Source organism: Microbacterium sp. Root180 (genome assembly GCF_001428485.1).
Classification (GTDB): domain Bacteria; phylum Actinomycetota; class Actinomycetes; order Actinomycetales; family Microbacteriaceae; genus Microbacterium.
Genome location: NZ_LMHS01000002.1, coordinates 589979 through 604844, shown reverse-complemented (window position 1 = coordinate 604844; position 14866 = coordinate 589979). Strand labels below are relative to the sequence as shown.

Annotated in this window: 12 protein-coding genes; 9 read left to right on the top strand and 3 right to left on the bottom strand. The window is 69.1% G+C overall.

What is annotated here, in order from left to right; all coding sequences use genetic code 11:
* The first annotated feature begins 36 nt into the window (after positions 1-36).
* From ASD93_RS07145 to ASD93_RS07125, 5 genes are all read left to right on the top strand, one after another.
* The gene (locus tag ASD93_RS07145) at positions 37-717 is read left to right on the top strand and encodes a hypothetical protein (protein ID WP_056120706.1); all 681 of its coding nucleotides are present in this window, start codon (positions 37-39) and stop codon (positions 715-717) included.
* Positions 714-1208, top strand: coding sequence for an RNA polymerase sigma factor (locus tag ASD93_RS07140; RefSeq protein ID WP_056120703.1), 495 nt, complete (start codon positions 714-716; stop codon positions 1206-1208). Before ASD93_RS07145 ends, ASD93_RS07140 begins: the two co-directional genes overlap by 4 nt.
* Before the next feature lie 44 nt (positions 1209-1252).
* The gene (ffh, locus tag ASD93_RS07135; RefSeq protein WP_056120699.1) at positions 1253-2806 is read left to right on the top strand and encodes a signal recognition particle protein; all 1554 of its coding nucleotides are present in this window, start codon (positions 1253-1255) and stop codon (positions 2804-2806) included.
* 107 nt (positions 2807-2913) lie between these two features.
* Positions 2914-4074, top strand: a complete 1161-nt coding sequence (locus tag ASD93_RS07130; protein WP_056120696.1) for a hypothetical protein — start codon at positions 2914-2916, stop codon at positions 4072-4074.
* Positions 4071-5747 (top strand): glycosyltransferase, encoded by a 1677-nt coding sequence (locus ASD93_RS07125; protein WP_056120694.1) that lies wholly within the window; start codon positions 4071-4073, stop codon positions 5745-5747. Before ASD93_RS07130 ends, ASD93_RS07125 begins: the two co-directional genes overlap by 4 nt.
* A gap of 50 nt (positions 5748-5797) precedes the next feature.
* Here the strand turns inward: ASD93_RS07125 and ASD93_RS07120 are convergent, their stop codons facing one another.
* Together ASD93_RS07120 and ASD93_RS07115 are read right to left on the bottom strand one after the other, a co-directional pair.
* Positions 5798-6163 (bottom strand): hypothetical protein, encoded by a 366-nt coding sequence (locus ASD93_RS07120; RefSeq protein WP_157536888.1) that lies wholly within the window; start codon positions 6161-6163, stop codon positions 5798-5800.
* A 110-nt stretch (positions 6164-6273) separates the two neighbouring features.
* Positions 6274-7443, bottom strand: a complete 1170-nt coding sequence (locus ASD93_RS07115; protein ID WP_056120688.1) for a glutamate--cysteine ligase — start codon at positions 7441-7443, stop codon at positions 6274-6276.
* 192 nt (positions 7444-7635) lie between these two features.
* Here ASD93_RS07115 and rpsP point away from each other — a divergent pair, with 192 nt between their 5' ends.
* The 4 genes from rpsP (at position 7636) to ASD93_RS07095 (ending at position 13176) form a co-directional block, all read left to right on the top strand.
* Entirely contained in the window at positions 7636-8067 is a 432-nt protein-coding gene (gene rpsP / locus ASD93_RS07110) for a 30S ribosomal protein S16 (RefSeq protein ID WP_056120684.1), read from the top strand.
* Positions 8068-8071: 4 nt separating this feature from the next.
* Positions 8072-8302, top strand: coding sequence for an RNA-binding protein (locus ASD93_RS07105; RefSeq protein WP_055965452.1), 231 nt, complete (start codon positions 8072-8074; stop codon positions 8300-8302).
* Positions 8303-8381: 79 nt separating this feature from the next.
* Positions 8382-8966, top strand: a complete 585-nt coding sequence (rimM, locus tag ASD93_RS07100) for a ribosome maturation factor RimM (RefSeq protein WP_056120972.1) — start codon at positions 8382-8384, stop codon at positions 8964-8966.
* A gap of 106 nt (positions 8967-9072) precedes the next feature.
* Complete coding sequence (locus ASD93_RS07095; RefSeq protein ID WP_056120682.1) at positions 9073-13176, top strand: bifunctional nitrate reductase/sulfite reductase flavoprotein subunit alpha; 4104 nt, start codon at positions 9073-9075, stop codon at positions 13174-13176.
* Between the two features lie 146 nt (positions 13177-13322).
* Here ASD93_RS07095 and ASD93_RS07090 read toward each other — a convergent pair whose 3' ends face one another.
* Positions 13323-14744 carry an MFS transporter gene (locus tag ASD93_RS07090; protein WP_056120679.1) on the bottom strand — a complete coding sequence of 474 codons (1422 nt, stop codon included), beginning with the start codon at positions 14742-14744 and terminating at the stop codon, positions 13323-13325.
* Positions 14745-14866 lie beyond the last annotated feature (122 nt).

Genomic DNA, 14866 nt, shown 5'->3' with positions numbered 1-14866 from the left:
CGTACGGAGTGAGACCACCCCGACGATGGAGGCACCATGACCCCCGACCTGCTCGACGAACTGCTGGACGGCTCCGCACCCGCGACCCGCGGGCCGAAGGACGCCGATCTCGCCGCGATGATCGCCCAGGCGCGCGTCGAGGTTCCGCGTCCGCGCCGACGTCGGATCGCGATCGCCTCGGGAGCTCTCGCCATCGTCCTCGTCGGAGGCGCCGGTGTCGCCGTCGCGACCGACGGGTTCACGTGGGGGCCCTGGGCGCAGGACCCCGTCGGCGCCGTGTCGTTCACGATGCCCAACGGGTTCGACTGCGAGCTGCGGTTCGCGCCGTACACGGGCGGCTCCGACGCGGGGTTCGTCTCGGAGCTGAACCGCGAACTCGAGGACTGGTACCGGTCGACCGATGTCGTCGCCGCGGCGGGGCCGCTTCTGCCCGCGATGCGCGACCACGTGGCGGCGCTGAGCACGGAGTCGGATGCCGATCCCGACGCGGACATGTCCGGGCTCACCCCGGCGGAGCGCGCCGACGAGATCGAGCATCGCGCGTGGTCGGCCGAGTGGATGGCGTGGGAGTGGGTCGTCAGCGACCTCGAGACGCAGGCGCTGCGTGACGCCGGCTACAGCATCCCGAACGAACGCCTCGTCGGGACGGAACGGGTCAGCGGAATCCAGTGCCTCGACCTCGACGGACAGCCGTACATCCCGGGTGCCGGTTCGTGAGCCGCGACGACCGGCGGCTCACCGCGGCGCTGAGCGCGGCATCTCCTGATCTCCTCGCCTATCTGCAGCGTCGTGTCGGACCCGACGACGCGCCGGACCTGCTCGGCGAGACGATGGTCGTGGCGTGGCGGCGGGTCGCCGACCTGCCGGACGACGCCGAGCGCGTGCGCATGTGGCTGTTCGGCATCGCGCGCGGGACGCTCCTGAACCACGCGCGGGGCGAACGCCGACGGTGGGCGCTGGCCGACCGCATCCGCGTCACGGTGGCGGATGTCACGGCACCGGCGGCCGACGAGGGTGTCGAGGTCCGCGATGCGATCGCCCGCCTCGGTGCCGACGACGCGGAGCTCGTCCGGCTGGTGCACTGGGAGCGGATGACCCTCGTCCAGGCTGCCGAGCTCCTCGGCATCCCCGATTCGACCGCGCGGACGCGCTACGCACGCGTCAAGGAACAGCTGCGCACGGCGCTCGGCGCGCCGGCGGGGGTGTGAGAAGCGGAACGAGCCGGCGTTCGCTCGCGTAAACTCGGGGGATCATGGCGACTTTCGGCACCCTCTCCGACCGGCTCACCGAGACCTTCCGCAACCTCCGCACCAAGGGCAAGCTCACGCCCGCGGACGTCGACGGCACGGTCCGCGAGATCCGGCGCGCCCTGCTCGACGCCGACGTGGCTCTGCCGGTGGTCAAGGAGTTCACCGCCAAGGTGCGCGAGCGCGCCCTCGGGGACGAGGTAAGCCGTGCGCTCAATCCGGCGCAGCAGGTCGTCCAGATCGTCAACGAGGAGCTCGTCGCGATCCTCGGCGGCCAGCAGCGCCGCCTGCAGTTCGTCAAGACGCCGCCGACGGTGATCATGCTCGCGGGCCTGCAGGGCTCGGGCAAGACGACGTTCGCGGGCAAACTCGCGAAGATGCTCGAGAAGGACGGCCACACGCCGCTGCTCATCGCCGCCGACCTTCAGCGTCCGAACGCCGTCAACCAGCTCCAGGTCGTGGCCGAGCGTGCGGGTGCAGCGATCTACGCGCCCGAGCCCGGCAACGGTGTCGGCGACCCCGTCAAGGTCGCCAAGGACGGCGTCGAACTCGCTCGCCGGCAGCAGCACGACATCGTCATCATCGATACGGCCGGCCGGCTCGGCGTCGACGCCGAGCTGATGAAGCAGGCAGCCGACATCCGCGCCGCGACCGACCCCGACGAGGTCCTGTTCGTCATCGACGCGATGATCGGTCAGGATGCCGTCAACACGGCCAAGGCATTCCAGGACGGCGTCGACTTCACCGGCGTCGTGCTGTCGAAGCTCGACGGTGACGCGCGCGGCGGAGCTGCGCTGTCGGTCGCGTCGATCACGGGTCGCCCGATCATCTTCGCGTCCACCGGCGAGGGGCTCGACGACCTCGAGGCGTTCCACCCCGACCGCATGGCGAGCCGCATCCTCGACCTCGGCGACATCCTCACCCTCATCGAGCAGGCCCAGCAGGCCTTCGACGAGGAAGAGGCCATGAAGATGGCCGAGAAGCTCGCGACCGAGAGCTTCACGCTCGAGGACTTCCTCGAGCAGATGCAGCAGATGAAGAAGATGGGCTCCATGAAGAAGATGCTGGGGATGCTCCCCGGCATGGGATCCATGAAGGACCAGCTTGAGAATTTCGACGAGCGCGAGATCGACCGCACCGAGGCCATCATCCGCTCGATGACGCCCGGTGAGCGACGCAACCCCAAGGTCCTCAACGGCTCGCGCCGCCTGCGCATCGCGCGCGGCGCCGGCATGACGGTGACCGACGTGAACCAACTCGTCCAGCGGTTCGACCAGGCCGCCAAGATGATGAAGACCGTCGCGCGCGGCGGCGTGCCCAACATCCCCGGCATGGGGCCGATTCCCGGTGGCGGTCGTCCGGGCGCGTCGGCGAAGCGCGGCAAGCAGCAGAAGGCGAAGGGCTCGCGGTCGGGCAACCCCGCCAAGCGCGCGGCCGAGAACGCCGGTGTCGCCGCCACCACCGCCCCGACGGGCTCCGGCTTCGGCCTGGGAGGCGCGAAGGGCGGCCCGAGCGAGGCCGACCTCGCCGAGCTGCAGAAGATGCTCGGCAAGGGTTGAATCGCGCGTCGTCGGTCGCACCGCCGTGGCGCGTTGACTACGTTGGGAACATGGGCGGCGCACCGCGCCGGATGGTACGAGCGATCTGGGGGGATCGGCAGAGATGAGTGACGACGGCTGAAAGCGTCTTCGCGCGAGACGCGCCCCTGTTCGTGGAGAGCGAATCAGGGCGGATCGAACGATATCCGCGCAACACCTGGCTGCGCTGGGGCGTTCGCCTGCTGGCCGCACTGCCGTTCATCGGAATCGCCGTCTGGTTCCAGATCGCCTCCGGCGGGGACTGGAGCGACACCGCGAACGGCGCGCTCGCGGCACGGGTCGATGGTCTGCCGTGGGGATCGTCCGACGTCGCGGCGCTCGCCGAGCTGTACCCGATCCTGACCAGCGTGCTCGCTCTCGTGATCCCCGGCGGCGCGCTGGGCCTCGCGATCGCAGGCGCTCTCGTGGGCGGCATCCTGATCCAGCTCATCATCCAGTCGATGCAGCGCAAGGAGTTCCCCCAGCCGGTGCGGGTCGTCTTCGTCGCAACACTGGCGCTGACGCCGATGTTCGCATTCGTCATGACCACGAGCTTCGAGGCGGCCCTCGGCCTCACGTTCTTCGGACTCGGCATGGTCGACCTCGTGAGGTTCGTGACGTATGCGAACACGCAGGCGGGGTTCCGGGCGGGGCTGCTGTTCGCGTGCTCCGCACTGTCGGACTCCACGGGACTTTTCGTCGCGATCGTGGCCGCGCTGGCGGCCGCGTTCCTCGTGCGGTCGAGGTCGGCGTCGCGGACGGCGAATGCGATCGTCGTCGTTTTCCCCACTCTCGCGCTGATCGGCTCGCTCGTCCTGCTCGGCGTCGCCTTCCGACTCGGACCGCTCGCGATGATCCGCGGGAACCTCGAGTGGGATCCGGCGCGCGCCGCTGCGGTCGCCGAGCAGCTGCTCAGCCCCTCCGGACTGCTCTACCTCGCGCCCACCATCGTCGTCGTCCTCACCGCGATCGCCCTGCGCTACCCGGGTGTGGGTCTGGTCGCGCCGGTCATGACGGCGATGATCCTGCTCGCCTTCATCCTGGGTCTCACACCTCCGGGGGTCTCCGGGATCAACTACCTGCTCATGCTCCTGGTGGCGGTGGCGGTGGTGCCGAAGCCGACGACGGGGGTCAGCGTGCTGCTGGTGTGCGCGACGTCGGTGATCCTGTGGGGGATCGGCTGGGCGCAGGCATTCGACAACGACACGGTGAGCACGTGGATGCGCATCCTCGCGGGAGGTGCGCCGTGACCGCCTCGATCGACATCGACCGCGACCTTCTCGACCCCGATCTGCGCACGACGTACGCGAAGCAGGGCTGGATCCCGGTCAGGAGGACGGATGCCGCCGTCGAGGTCGCGACGACGGCGCCGCTCACCCCGCGCCGGCGCGCACGCATCGAGGCGATCGTCGGCGCGCCGATCGAGGAACGTCTTGTCGAGCAGTCGGCGATCGTCGCCGCCCTCACCGATCACTTCCGGGCCGAGTACGCGTCGCAGGCGGCGGACGGGCTCTATCGCCTCGACCCCGTGCTGTCGGCGCGCTACGTGCTCTCGACCTCTCAGAAGGTCATCGCGATCGTCCTCGGACTGCTGGTCGTCGCGTGCGCCATCGTGTGGCCGCTCATCACGCTGATGTCGTTGATCGGCATCGCGAGCGTGATCTTCCTGGCGAGCACTCTGTTCAAGTTCTTCATCGCGCTGCGCGGGTCGCGATACGACCTCGTGGCGCATGTGCGGCCCGAGGAGATCGCCGCCCTCCGCGACGACGAGATGCCGATGTACACGGTGCTCGTGCCGGTGTTCCGCGAAGCGCGCATCGTGGGCCGGCTCGTGGAGAATCTCGGCCGGCTCGACTACCCGACCGACAAGCTCGAGGTGATCATCCTCGTCGAGGAGGAGGACGCCGAGACCCGCGAAGCGATCGCCGTCTCGGACCCGCCCGCTCATTTCCTCGTGGTCACGGTGCCCAAGGGCACGCCGCAGACCAAGCCCCGCGCGTGCAACGTCGGACTCGAGGTGGCGCGCGGAGAGTTCCTGGTGATCTACGACGCCGAGGATGCGCCCGAGCCCGATCAGCTCAAGAAGACGGTCGTCGCCTTCTCGCGCGCCGATGAATCGGTGGTCGTCATGCAGGCGGCGCTCAACTACTTCAACGCACGCGAGAACGTGCTCACCCGCATGTTCGCGCTGGAGTACAGCTACTGGTTCGACTACATGCTGACGGGCCTCGACGTCGGCGACCTGCCGATCCCGCTCGGGGGGACCTCCAACCACTTCCGCACCTCGGCGCTGCGAGAGCTGGGCGGATGGGACCCGTACAACGTGACCGAGGACGCCGACCTGGGCATCCGCGCGAGCGCCCTCGGCTACCGGGTCGGCGTCGTCGACTCCACGACGATGGAGGAGGCGACCTCGCGGCTCGGCATCTTCATCGGCCAGCGCAGCCGGTGGATCAAGGGATACATGCAGACGGCGCTCGTGCACGCGCGTCGGCCGTTCCGGCTGATTCGCCGAATCGGCCTTCGGCGGTTCGCGTCGTTCACATTGCTCATCGCGGGAACCCCGCTGACCTTCCTCGGAGTGATCCCGTTCACGGCGCTGACCATCGTGTCGTTCCTGATCCCGTGGGCGAGCGTGACACCGGCGTTCCCTCCCGCGATCCTCTGGATCTGCCTCTTGAACTTCCTCGTCGGCAACGCGCTGATGGTGTACCTGAACATGATGGGGCCGTACAAGCGCGGCGCGTTCTGGCTCGTCGGGTGGGCGATCCTGAACCCCGTGTACTGGCTGCTGCACTCGCTCGCCGCCTACAAGGCGCTGTGGCAGCTCATCACCAAGCCGCACTACTGGCAGAAGACCGAGCACGGCATGTCGCACTTCACCGTCGAAGGCGTCGCGGGACCGGCGCCCGCCGTGTCCTAGACCGTGCCGGCGAGGTGATCGCGGAGGGTGGGTCCCGCGTCGTGACCCGCTCAGCTCAACCAGATGATTCCGTCAGAGTCGGGCAGGACTGTGGAGCCTTGAGCAGTGGTGTCATACACCTCAACCAGATCCAGGATGATGGCAAGGGAGGCCCATTCCTCCATGTCGTCGCCGGCAACCGGGAAGTCGTTCCACCTCTCGTCCCCCACGTGCGCTGGCGTTGCGATCCGGACTCCGAATCGCCCGGCACGAATCTCAGGAACTCCGTCGAACACCACGTGAAGACTCGTATCCTCCTGGGAGACGTCAACCAGCTTCATTCGGAGAAGTCCGGCGCTGGGAAAGTAGTTCCGCACAAACGGTGAAAAGTCCATGCGCGCCACTTCCTCACTTGCTCCGGTGTCATCCTGCGACATCGCGAACCCACTGCGGGCAGAGTACGGGACCGACACAGTGAGCGGTGACCACGCCCTTCGCGAAGTTGTCGGCAGCTCCCACGCGATTCACGCGGCAGCATCCCTGGACATCACAGCTCGCGGTATTTCTGGGCGAGGTGATCGCGCAGCGTCGGCCCCAGCCGGAACTCACGGATGAGATGCTGGACGACCTCGCGCAGGTCGCCGTCGGCGGCATCGGCCACACGCAGCTGACGTGCGTAGCTGGCACCCTCGGTGAGGATCGATTCGACGCCCGCCAATTCACGGGAGCACTTGAGCTCCACCGCGATGTCGGCGACCCGCTCGAGGGTCTCGCGCAGGTGCTCGGTGACGAGCATCTGCGTGCCCGCCCGGTCCACGATGATGCGGGCGTCGAGTCCGTACCGCGCGGCGCGCCACTTGTTCTCGCGGACGAACCACGGCTGGAGGGTCGGCAGGGCCCGTCCCTCGTCGAGCTCGCGCGAGAAGTGCTCGACGAGAACCTGAACGAGGGCCGCGATCGCCGCCAGCTCCGGAAGCGTCGACATGCCGTCGCAGGCCCGCACTTCGATCGTGCCCCAGCGCGGAGCGGGACGGATGTCCCAGCGCACCTCGGTCGAGTCCTCCATCACGCCCGTGCCGACCAGATCGTCGAGGTAGGACTCGAACTGCGCCCAGTCCTCCAGCGGCCAGGGCAGACCGGCGGTGGGCAGCTGCTGGAAGACCAGCGAGCGATTCGACGCGTACCCCGTGCGCTCTCCCGCCCAGAACGGGCTCGATGCGGAGAGCGCCTGCAGGTGGGGGAGGTACACCGCGAGGGCGTTGATGATCGGGAACACCTTGTTCACGTCATCGACGCCGACGTGGACGTGGATGCCCCAGATCATCATGTTGCGGCCCCACCACTGCGTGCGCTCGATGAGCTTGTGGTACCGCGTCTTGTCAGTGACCTGCTGGTCGTACCACTGGGCGAACGGGTGGCTGCCCGCGCACAGGAGCTCGACGCCGAGCGGCGTGGTCTCGGTGCGCACCGCGGCGATCGCATCCGCGATGTCGTCGACGGCCGCAGCGACCGTGTCGCCGATGCCGCTCGTCACCTCGACGGTGTTCGTGAGCAGCTCGCCGGTCACCGTGTACCGCTCGAGGGCGGTGCGCTCTTCGAGATCGGCGAGCACCTCGGGTGCGCGCGGCGCCAGATCGCCGGTCTCGCCATCGGCGAGCATGAGCTCCCACTCGAGCCCGACGGAAGAACGGGCGGATGTCGCGAAGGGCACCGTCATGGCCACATTGTGGCATGCAGGGCACCCGAGACGCGTGGTTCGCGGCATGGTGAGTCATCTGGCAGAATGGAGGGTCGGATCACCCGCTCGACCCTCTATCCAGCGGGGAGGTCCTCCTTAGAGCTTCCGCCGGGTGTGCACCCCACGCTCCAGGCGATCGGTTCGTTCACTTCCCACACATTCAGGAGAATCGTGGCTGTCAAGATCCGTCTCAAGCGCCTCGGAAAGATCCGCGCGCCCTACTACCGCATCGTCGTCGCCGACTCGCGCACCAAGCGCGATGGTCGCGTCATCGAGGAGATCGGCAAGTACCACCCGACCGAGCAGCCCTCGTTCATCGAGGTCGACTCGGAGCGTGCCCAGTACTGGCTGAGCGTCGGCGCGCAGCCGACCGAGCAGGTGCTCGTGCTCCTCAAGCTCACCGGCGACTGGGGCAAGTTCAAGGGCGACAAGAACGCCGTCTCGACCGTGCAGACGCGCGAAGAGAAGGCCGCCTTCGAGATCGACTCCTCCAAGAAGTCGGTCCTCAAGCCCAAGGCCGAGAAGAAGGCCGAGGAGCCCGTTGCGGCTCCCGCCGACGAGGCGACCGACGCGGCCGATGAGGCCGCCGAGTCCGCAGAGTAATCCGTTGCTGGCCGCCGCACTCGAGCACGTCGTCAAGGGGATCGTCGATCACCCCGACGCTGTGCGCATCGACTCGTCCACGTCGCCGCGAGGCGACGTTCTCGAGGTGCACGTCCACCCCGATGACCGGGGTCGCGTGATCGGGCGCGGCGGCCGCACGGCCAAAGCCCTGCGCACCCTCATCAGCGCGCTCGCCGACGGCAGGCGCGTGCGCGTCGACGTCGCGGACGACTGAGGTGGCAGGCGAAACGAACGAGCCCGGTGAGAGCCCGGACACCTCGGCGAAGGCACCCGTCCCGTCCGGCAAGACGCAGTTGCGCGTCGGACGCCTGGTGAAGGCCCACGGACTCAAGGGCGCCATCAAGCTCGAGCTGTACACCGACGACCCCGAGGGTCGGTTCGCCCCCGGTGCCACGTTCACCCTTCAGGTGCCGGAAGCATCGCCGTGGCACGGCAAGCCGCTCACGGTGCGCGAGTTCCGCTGGATGAACAGCCACCCCGTCGCGTTCTTCGAGGGCGTCGACGATCGCGCCGCCGCGGAGGAGCTCATCCGCGCGATCCTCTGGATCGATCAGGACACGCACGCCGCGCCCGCCGAGGACGATGCGTGGTTCGACCACCAGCTCGTCGGCCTCGAGGTCGTCCGCGACGGCGTGACGGTGGGGCGCGTCATCCGCGTCGATCACATGCCTGCGCAGGACCTCCTCATCGTGCGGACGAATCCGGATGCCGCGCACGGCGAGCCCCAGGAGGTCCTGGTGCCCTTCGTTAAGGCGATCGTTCCCGAGGTCGACATCTCCGCGGGCCGAGTCGTCGTGACGCCGCCCGCGGGTCTCTTCGAGGAGATCCCCGGCGACGACGACGCGGAGCCGCGCGACGAGGACCCGGCCGACGCCTGAGGCGCGGCATCCCTCACTCGCCCGCGCTCACTCCCGTGAGGGCCACGTGACCCGCCGGTAACACGCCGCACGACCGCGTGGAACATGGGTCGGCGATCATCGGGGCATGGCCACGATCGCGCGCCCGGCGGAGCCCGCCACCGGCGCGCCCGCGGGCGCGTTGCGCACCGTGTGCTCGTACTGCGGCGTGGGGTGCGGCATATCGGTGACCCCTGCCGACGGGCGCACGCTCGCCAAGGCGGTGGGCGACACGGCACACCCGGCCAACGCCGGGCGGCTGTGCACGAAGGGTGCGACGCACGTCGACCTGATGCACGCCCCCGGGCGTATGACGACGGCGTTCGTGCGGCCAGCGCGGGGAGAGGACGCCGTGCCGGTGCCGCATGACACGGCGATCGCCGAGGCCGGCCGCCGGCTGCGCGCGATCGTCGACGAGCACGGGCCGGATTCCGTCGCCCTGTACGTCTCGGGGCAGATGTCGATCGAGGCGCAGTACCTGTCGAACAAGCTGGTCAAGGGGTATCTGCGGGGACTTCACATCGAGTCGAACTCCCGGCTGTGCATGGCATCGGCGGGCACGGGCTACAAGCAGTCGCTCGGAGCGGACGGCCCGCCGGGATCCTACGAGGACTTCGACGCGGCCGACCTCTTCTTCGTCATCGGCTCGAACATGGCCGACTGCCATCCGATCCTCTTCCTCCGAATGGCGGACCGGCTGAAGAAGGGCGCGAAGCTCATCGTCGTGGATCCGCGACGGACCGCCACCGCCGATCGCGCCGACCTGTACCTGCCGATCCGGCCCGGCACCGATCTCGCGCTCCTGAACGGGCTCCTGCACCTCCTCGTCGAAGGCGGCGGGATCGACGCCGAATTCATTGCGCAGCACACCGAGGGCTGGGAGGCGATGCCCGGATTCCTCGCCGACTACACGCCGGCGAGAGTAGCCGAGACGACCGGCCTCGCCGAGGACGACATCCGCACCGCCGCGGGCTGGATCGCCGAAGCGGGCGAGTGGCTGACGCTGTGGACGATGGGCTTGAACCAATCGACCCAGGGAACATGGCACACTAACGCGATCTGCAACCTGCATCTCGCGACGGGCGCGATCTGCCGGACAGGAAGCGGCCCGTTCTCCCTGACGGGTCAGCCCAACGCGATGGGCGGACGCGAGATGGGCTACATGGGACCGGGGCTCCCCGGTCAGCGCGCGGTCTTCGACGCGGGCGACCGGGCGTTCGTCGAGGGCGTGTGGGGGATCGAGCCGGGATCGATCCGCGCGGAGTCCGGCGCCGGCACGATCGACCTGTTCAGAACGATGGCGGCAGGTGACCTCAAGGCCGCGTGGATCATCTGCACCAACCCGGTGGCGTCGGTAGCGAACCGCAAGACGGTGATCGAGGGGCTCGAGGCGGCCGAGCTGGTCATCGCGCAGGACGTGTTCACCGAGACCGCCACCAACGCGTACGCCGACATCCTGCTGCCCGCCACGCTGTGGGTCGAGTCCGAGGGTGTCATGACGAGCAGCGATCGCACGATGACCCTCGTGCCGCGCGCGCTGGACGCGCCCGGCGATGCGCAGCCGGACTGGCTCACGATCTGCCTCGTCGCGCGGGCGATGGGGTTCGACGAGGGGTTCGGCTTCACCAGCGCCGAAGAGGTCTTCGACGAGATTCGGCGGTTCTGGAATCCGAAGACCGGGTGGGACGTGCGCGGCGTCACCTACGAGCGGCTGCGGCGCGGTCCGGTGCAGTGGCCGGCGCCTCCCGACGACTCGGCGCAGCGGCATCCGATCCGCTACCTCAACGACGGAGTGAGCCAGAGCCTGCATCGCGAGGCCGACGGGACCCCACCGCGCCTGGCGTTCGCGACGCCGTCGCGGCGGGCGCAGTTCTTCGCGCGGCCGCACATCGGGCCGAGCGAGCTGCCGGATGACGACTTCCCCTGGATCCTCAACACCGGCCGGCTGCAGCACCAGTGGCACACGATGACCAAGACCGGCAGAGTCGGAAAGCTGGTGAAGCTCAACCCCGATCCGTTCGTCGAGGTCCATCCGGACGACGCGCAGGCCCAGGGGATCTCCCCGGGCGACCTCGTCGAGGTCTCCTCCCGTCGGGGGAGAGTGGTGCTGCCCGCGGTCGTGTCCGATCGCGTGCGCCCCGGGTGCTGCTTCGCACCCTTCCATTGGAACGACGAGCATGGCGAGTACCTCACCGTCAACGCGGTGACGAGCGACGCGGTGGATCCGGCGTCGCTGCAGCCCGAGTTCAAGTACGCCGCGGTCTCCCTCCGCCGCGTCGGCCCTGCCCCTCGTGACACCGCCGACGAGGCGGACCAGCGGATGCCGCCTCCCGACCGCGCGCGCGAGGTGCTCGCCGGCGTCGGGGTCGGCGCTCCCGCGCCGCCCGTGCTGGACGAGGCGGAGCACGCGTACGTGTCGGGCTTCCTCGCGGCGCTGGAGGCCTCTCCCGTCGAGGCCGGAGCAGTCCCGGTGCTGCCGGCATCCGCGCCCCTGCGCGCCGTCTCGAGGGCATGGCTGGACGGCGTGCTCGCGGGGCTGTACTCGCGGGAACTGCGCGGCGCTGAACCTGCGGCCGATGCGGACGACGAGGTCACGGTTCTCTGGGGATCGCAGACCGGGAACGCCGAGGAGGTCGCCGCCGCGTGCGCGGCGACCCTGACGGCACGAGGCATCCGGTCGCGGATGATCAGCATGGTCGACATGTCGCTGACCGAGCTCGCGGCCGCACGCCGCCTGCTCGTGGTGACGTCGACCTTCGGCGACGGCGGGCCGCCGGACAATGCCGCGGACCTGTGGACCGAGCTCAGCGGCGACGGCGCGCCGACGCTCGCCGACCTCGACTACGCGGTGTTCGCGATCGGCGACCCGAGCTACGACGACTTCTGCGGGCACGGGCGCAGTATCGACGAGCGCCTCGGCGCGCTGGGCGCGACCGCCCTGGTCCCTCGTGTGGACTGCGAGCCGGACTACGCCCAGCCCGCGGCCGCGTGGCTGGACCAGGTGATCTCGACGTTCGCCGAGGGCGAGGCATCCGTCACTGCCGTCGAGCCGGCTCCGCCGCCGACCCGCCGCCTCTTCACTCGCGCGAATCCGGTGCGCGCCGCGCTCGTGACGAACACGCTGCTCAGCGGCGCGGGCTCGGCGAAGGAGGTGCGCCAGTTCGGCTTCGACCTGTCGCACGCCGGGGTCGCGTATGAGGCGGGCGATTCGCTCGGCGTCCTCGCCCCGAATTCTGCGGGCGCGGTGGCCGAGTGGCTCGAGGTCACGGGCCTGGCGCCGCGGGAGATCGTCGATCTCGACGGCGAGGAGCGGTTCCTCGACGACGCCCTCACGAGCGATCTCGACATCACCCGGATCACCCCGGACCTGCTCGCGTTCGTCGCCGAGCACAATGCCGATCCGGACCTGACCACGCTCCTGCGCCGCGAGAACCGGGGGCGCCTCGAGCAGTACCTGTGGAGCATGCACGCGGTGGATCTCCTGCGTGCGTTTCCGCCGCGGGCGAGCGTGGCCGAGTGGATGCCGGTGCTCAAGCGGTTGCAGCCTCGGCAGTACTCGATCTCGTCGAGCCCGAAGACGAGTCCCGATGAGGTGCAGCTGACCGTCTCGGTCGTTCGCTTCGAGACCGAGACGGGGCGCCGGCGTGGGGGCGTCGCCTCGACGTTCCTCGCGGATGTCGCCGCCGATGCCCCCAGTCGCATCTACCTCCAGAAGTCACCGCACTTCCGCGTCCCCGCGGACCCGACCGTTCCGATCATCATGATCGGTCCCGGGACGGGAATCGCCCCCTTCCGCGGCTTCCTGCACGATCGACGGGCGGATGCCCATTCCGGTCGCAACTGGCTGTTCTTCGGCGAGCAGCACGCCGCGAGCGACTTCTACTACCGCGAAGAGCTCGAGGCGATGCACGAGGACGGGTTCCTCACGCGGCTGGACCTCGCGTTCTCGCGAGACCAGCGGCAGAAGATCTACGTGCAGGACCGCATGGAGGAGCACGGGCTCGAACTGTGGCGCTGGCTGCAGGACGGCGCCCACCTCTACGTGTGCGGCGACGCCAGCCGCATGGCGAAGGACGTCGACGACACCCTGGTGACGATCGCGCAACGGCACGGCGGTCTGTCGGCCGAGGCGGCGATCGAGTTCCGCAGGTCTCTCGTCGCGCACAAGCGCTACGTCCGCGACGTTTACTGACCACGGGCGCGTCGAAGATCCAGGAAGCACCGGCGCGTCAGGCGCTTTCCACACACTCCGCGCGGCGTGTCTCCTGCATCTCTGCACGGGGAGCACGACGAATCGGCCGCCCCGAGAGGGGAGCGGCCGATTCGTCGTTGCTCGCGTCAGATGCGCTGCTGAGCGAGCGAGCGGCGGGGGATGACGTACACCAGCACCGTCAGGACCATCAGTCCGACGTAGGCGGCCACGAAGCCGTAGAAGGCCGCCGTGTAGCCCCCGGTCGCCAGCTGCGACGCGTTGAGCACCTGCGGCACGACGAAGCCGCCGTAGGCGCCGATCGCCGAGATCAGCCCGAGCGCCGCTGCAGCCTTGCGCTGGATCTTGATGCCGGCGGGTGTGCCCGGCACCGCGCCGGTGGCGAGCCCGCGAGCGGCGAAGATGCTGGGGATCATGCGATACGTCGAGCCGTTGCCCATCCCGGTCGCCGCGAACAGCACGAGGAAGCAGGCGAGGAAGACCCAGAAGCTCTGCAGCGGCAGTGTCCAGATGAGGGACAGCGCGCCGAGGGCCATGACGGCGAAGGCGCCGACGGTCACTCGGGCGCCGCCGAAGCGGTCGGCGAGCCGGCCGCCGAAGGGCCGTGCGAGGGATCCCACCAGCGCGCCGAGAAAGGCGAGGGAGACCGCGGCCTGGCCGACCTGGAAGGTCGAGAACTCCGGGAACTGGTCGGCGATCAGCTTCGGGAAGACGCTCGCGAAGCCGATGAAGGAGCCGAAGGTGCCGATGTAGAGCAACGCCATCACCCACAGGTGGGGCTCGCGGAGGGCGGCGGCCGACCCGGCGAAGTCGGCCTTCGCGGACGACAGGTTGTCCATGTAGCGCCACGCGCCCCACATCGCGACGAGGATGAGCGGAATCCACATCCAGCCGGCGAGGGCGACGTTCATGGTCGCGCCGGCGCCGATCGTGACGACGATCGGGACGGCGAATTGCGCGACCGACGTGCCGAGGTTGCCGCCCGCCGCGTTGAGGCCGAGCGCCCAGCCCTTCTCCTTCTGCGGGAAGAAGTAGGTGATGTTCGCCATGGAGCTCGCGAAGTTCCCGCCGCCGACGCCGCCGAGCGCGGCCACCAGCAGCAGCACGGCGAACGGGGTCTCCGGGTTGGAGACGACGATGCCCAGCAGCACGGCGGGGATCAGCAGCAGCGCGGCCGAGACGATCGTCCAGTTGCGGCCGCCGAAGATCGCCACCATGAAGGTGTACGGGAATCGCAGCGTGGCGCCGACGAGGCTCGGAACGGAGATCAGCCAGAACAGCTGCGAGCTTGAGAGATCGAAACCGGCTCCCGGAAGCATCACGACCACGATGCTCCACAGCTGCCAGATGATGAAGCCGAGGAACTCCGCGAAGATCGACCAGCGCAGATTGCGCTGGGCGATCCCACGTCCCTCGGCCTGCCAGAATTCGCCGTTCTCGGGGTTCCAGCCATCGATCCAACGGCCTGGACGACGAACGAGTTCGACGGGTGCATCGGCTCGGGGCGGAGCCGCGACGTCCGTCGCGGTCGCGGTGACGGTCGTGGTCATGACGCCTCCTCTGATGAAGTGTGCCTCCACGGTATGAAGAGCGTGTTTCCGGGCCGCGACCCGTCCGGTTACTTCTGGGTCAAGGTTCGATCACCGCCGCCGTCGGGCCGGGTGAGTGGTCG

What these genes read in the sequence shown, in the direction of transcription:
- ASD93_RS07090 (WP_056120679.1), bottom strand. Translation starts at nt 14,744, where the DNA reads ATGACCACGACCGTCACCGCGACCGCGACGGACGTCGCGGCTCCGCCC.
- ASD93_RS07115 (WP_056120688.1), bottom strand. Translation starts at nt 7,443, where the DNA reads ATGACGGTGCCCTTCGCGACATCCGCCCGTTCTTCCGTCGGGCTCGAG.
- ffh (WP_056120699.1), top strand. Translation starts at nt 1,253, where the DNA reads ATGGCGACTTTCGGCACCCTCTCCGACCGGCTCACCGAGACCTTCCGC.
- ASD93_RS07145 (WP_056120706.1), top strand. Translation starts at nt 37, where the DNA reads ATGACCCCCGACCTGCTCGACGAACTGCTGGACGGCTCCGCACCCGCG.
- ASD93_RS07120 (WP_157536888.1), bottom strand. Translation starts at nt 6,163, where the DNA reads ATGTCGCAGGATGACACCGGAGCAAGTGAGGAAGTGGCGCGCATGGAC.
- ASD93_RS07095 (WP_056120682.1), top strand. Translation starts at nt 9,073, where the DNA reads ATGGCCACGATCGCGCGCCCGGCGGAGCCCGCCACCGGCGCGCCCGCG.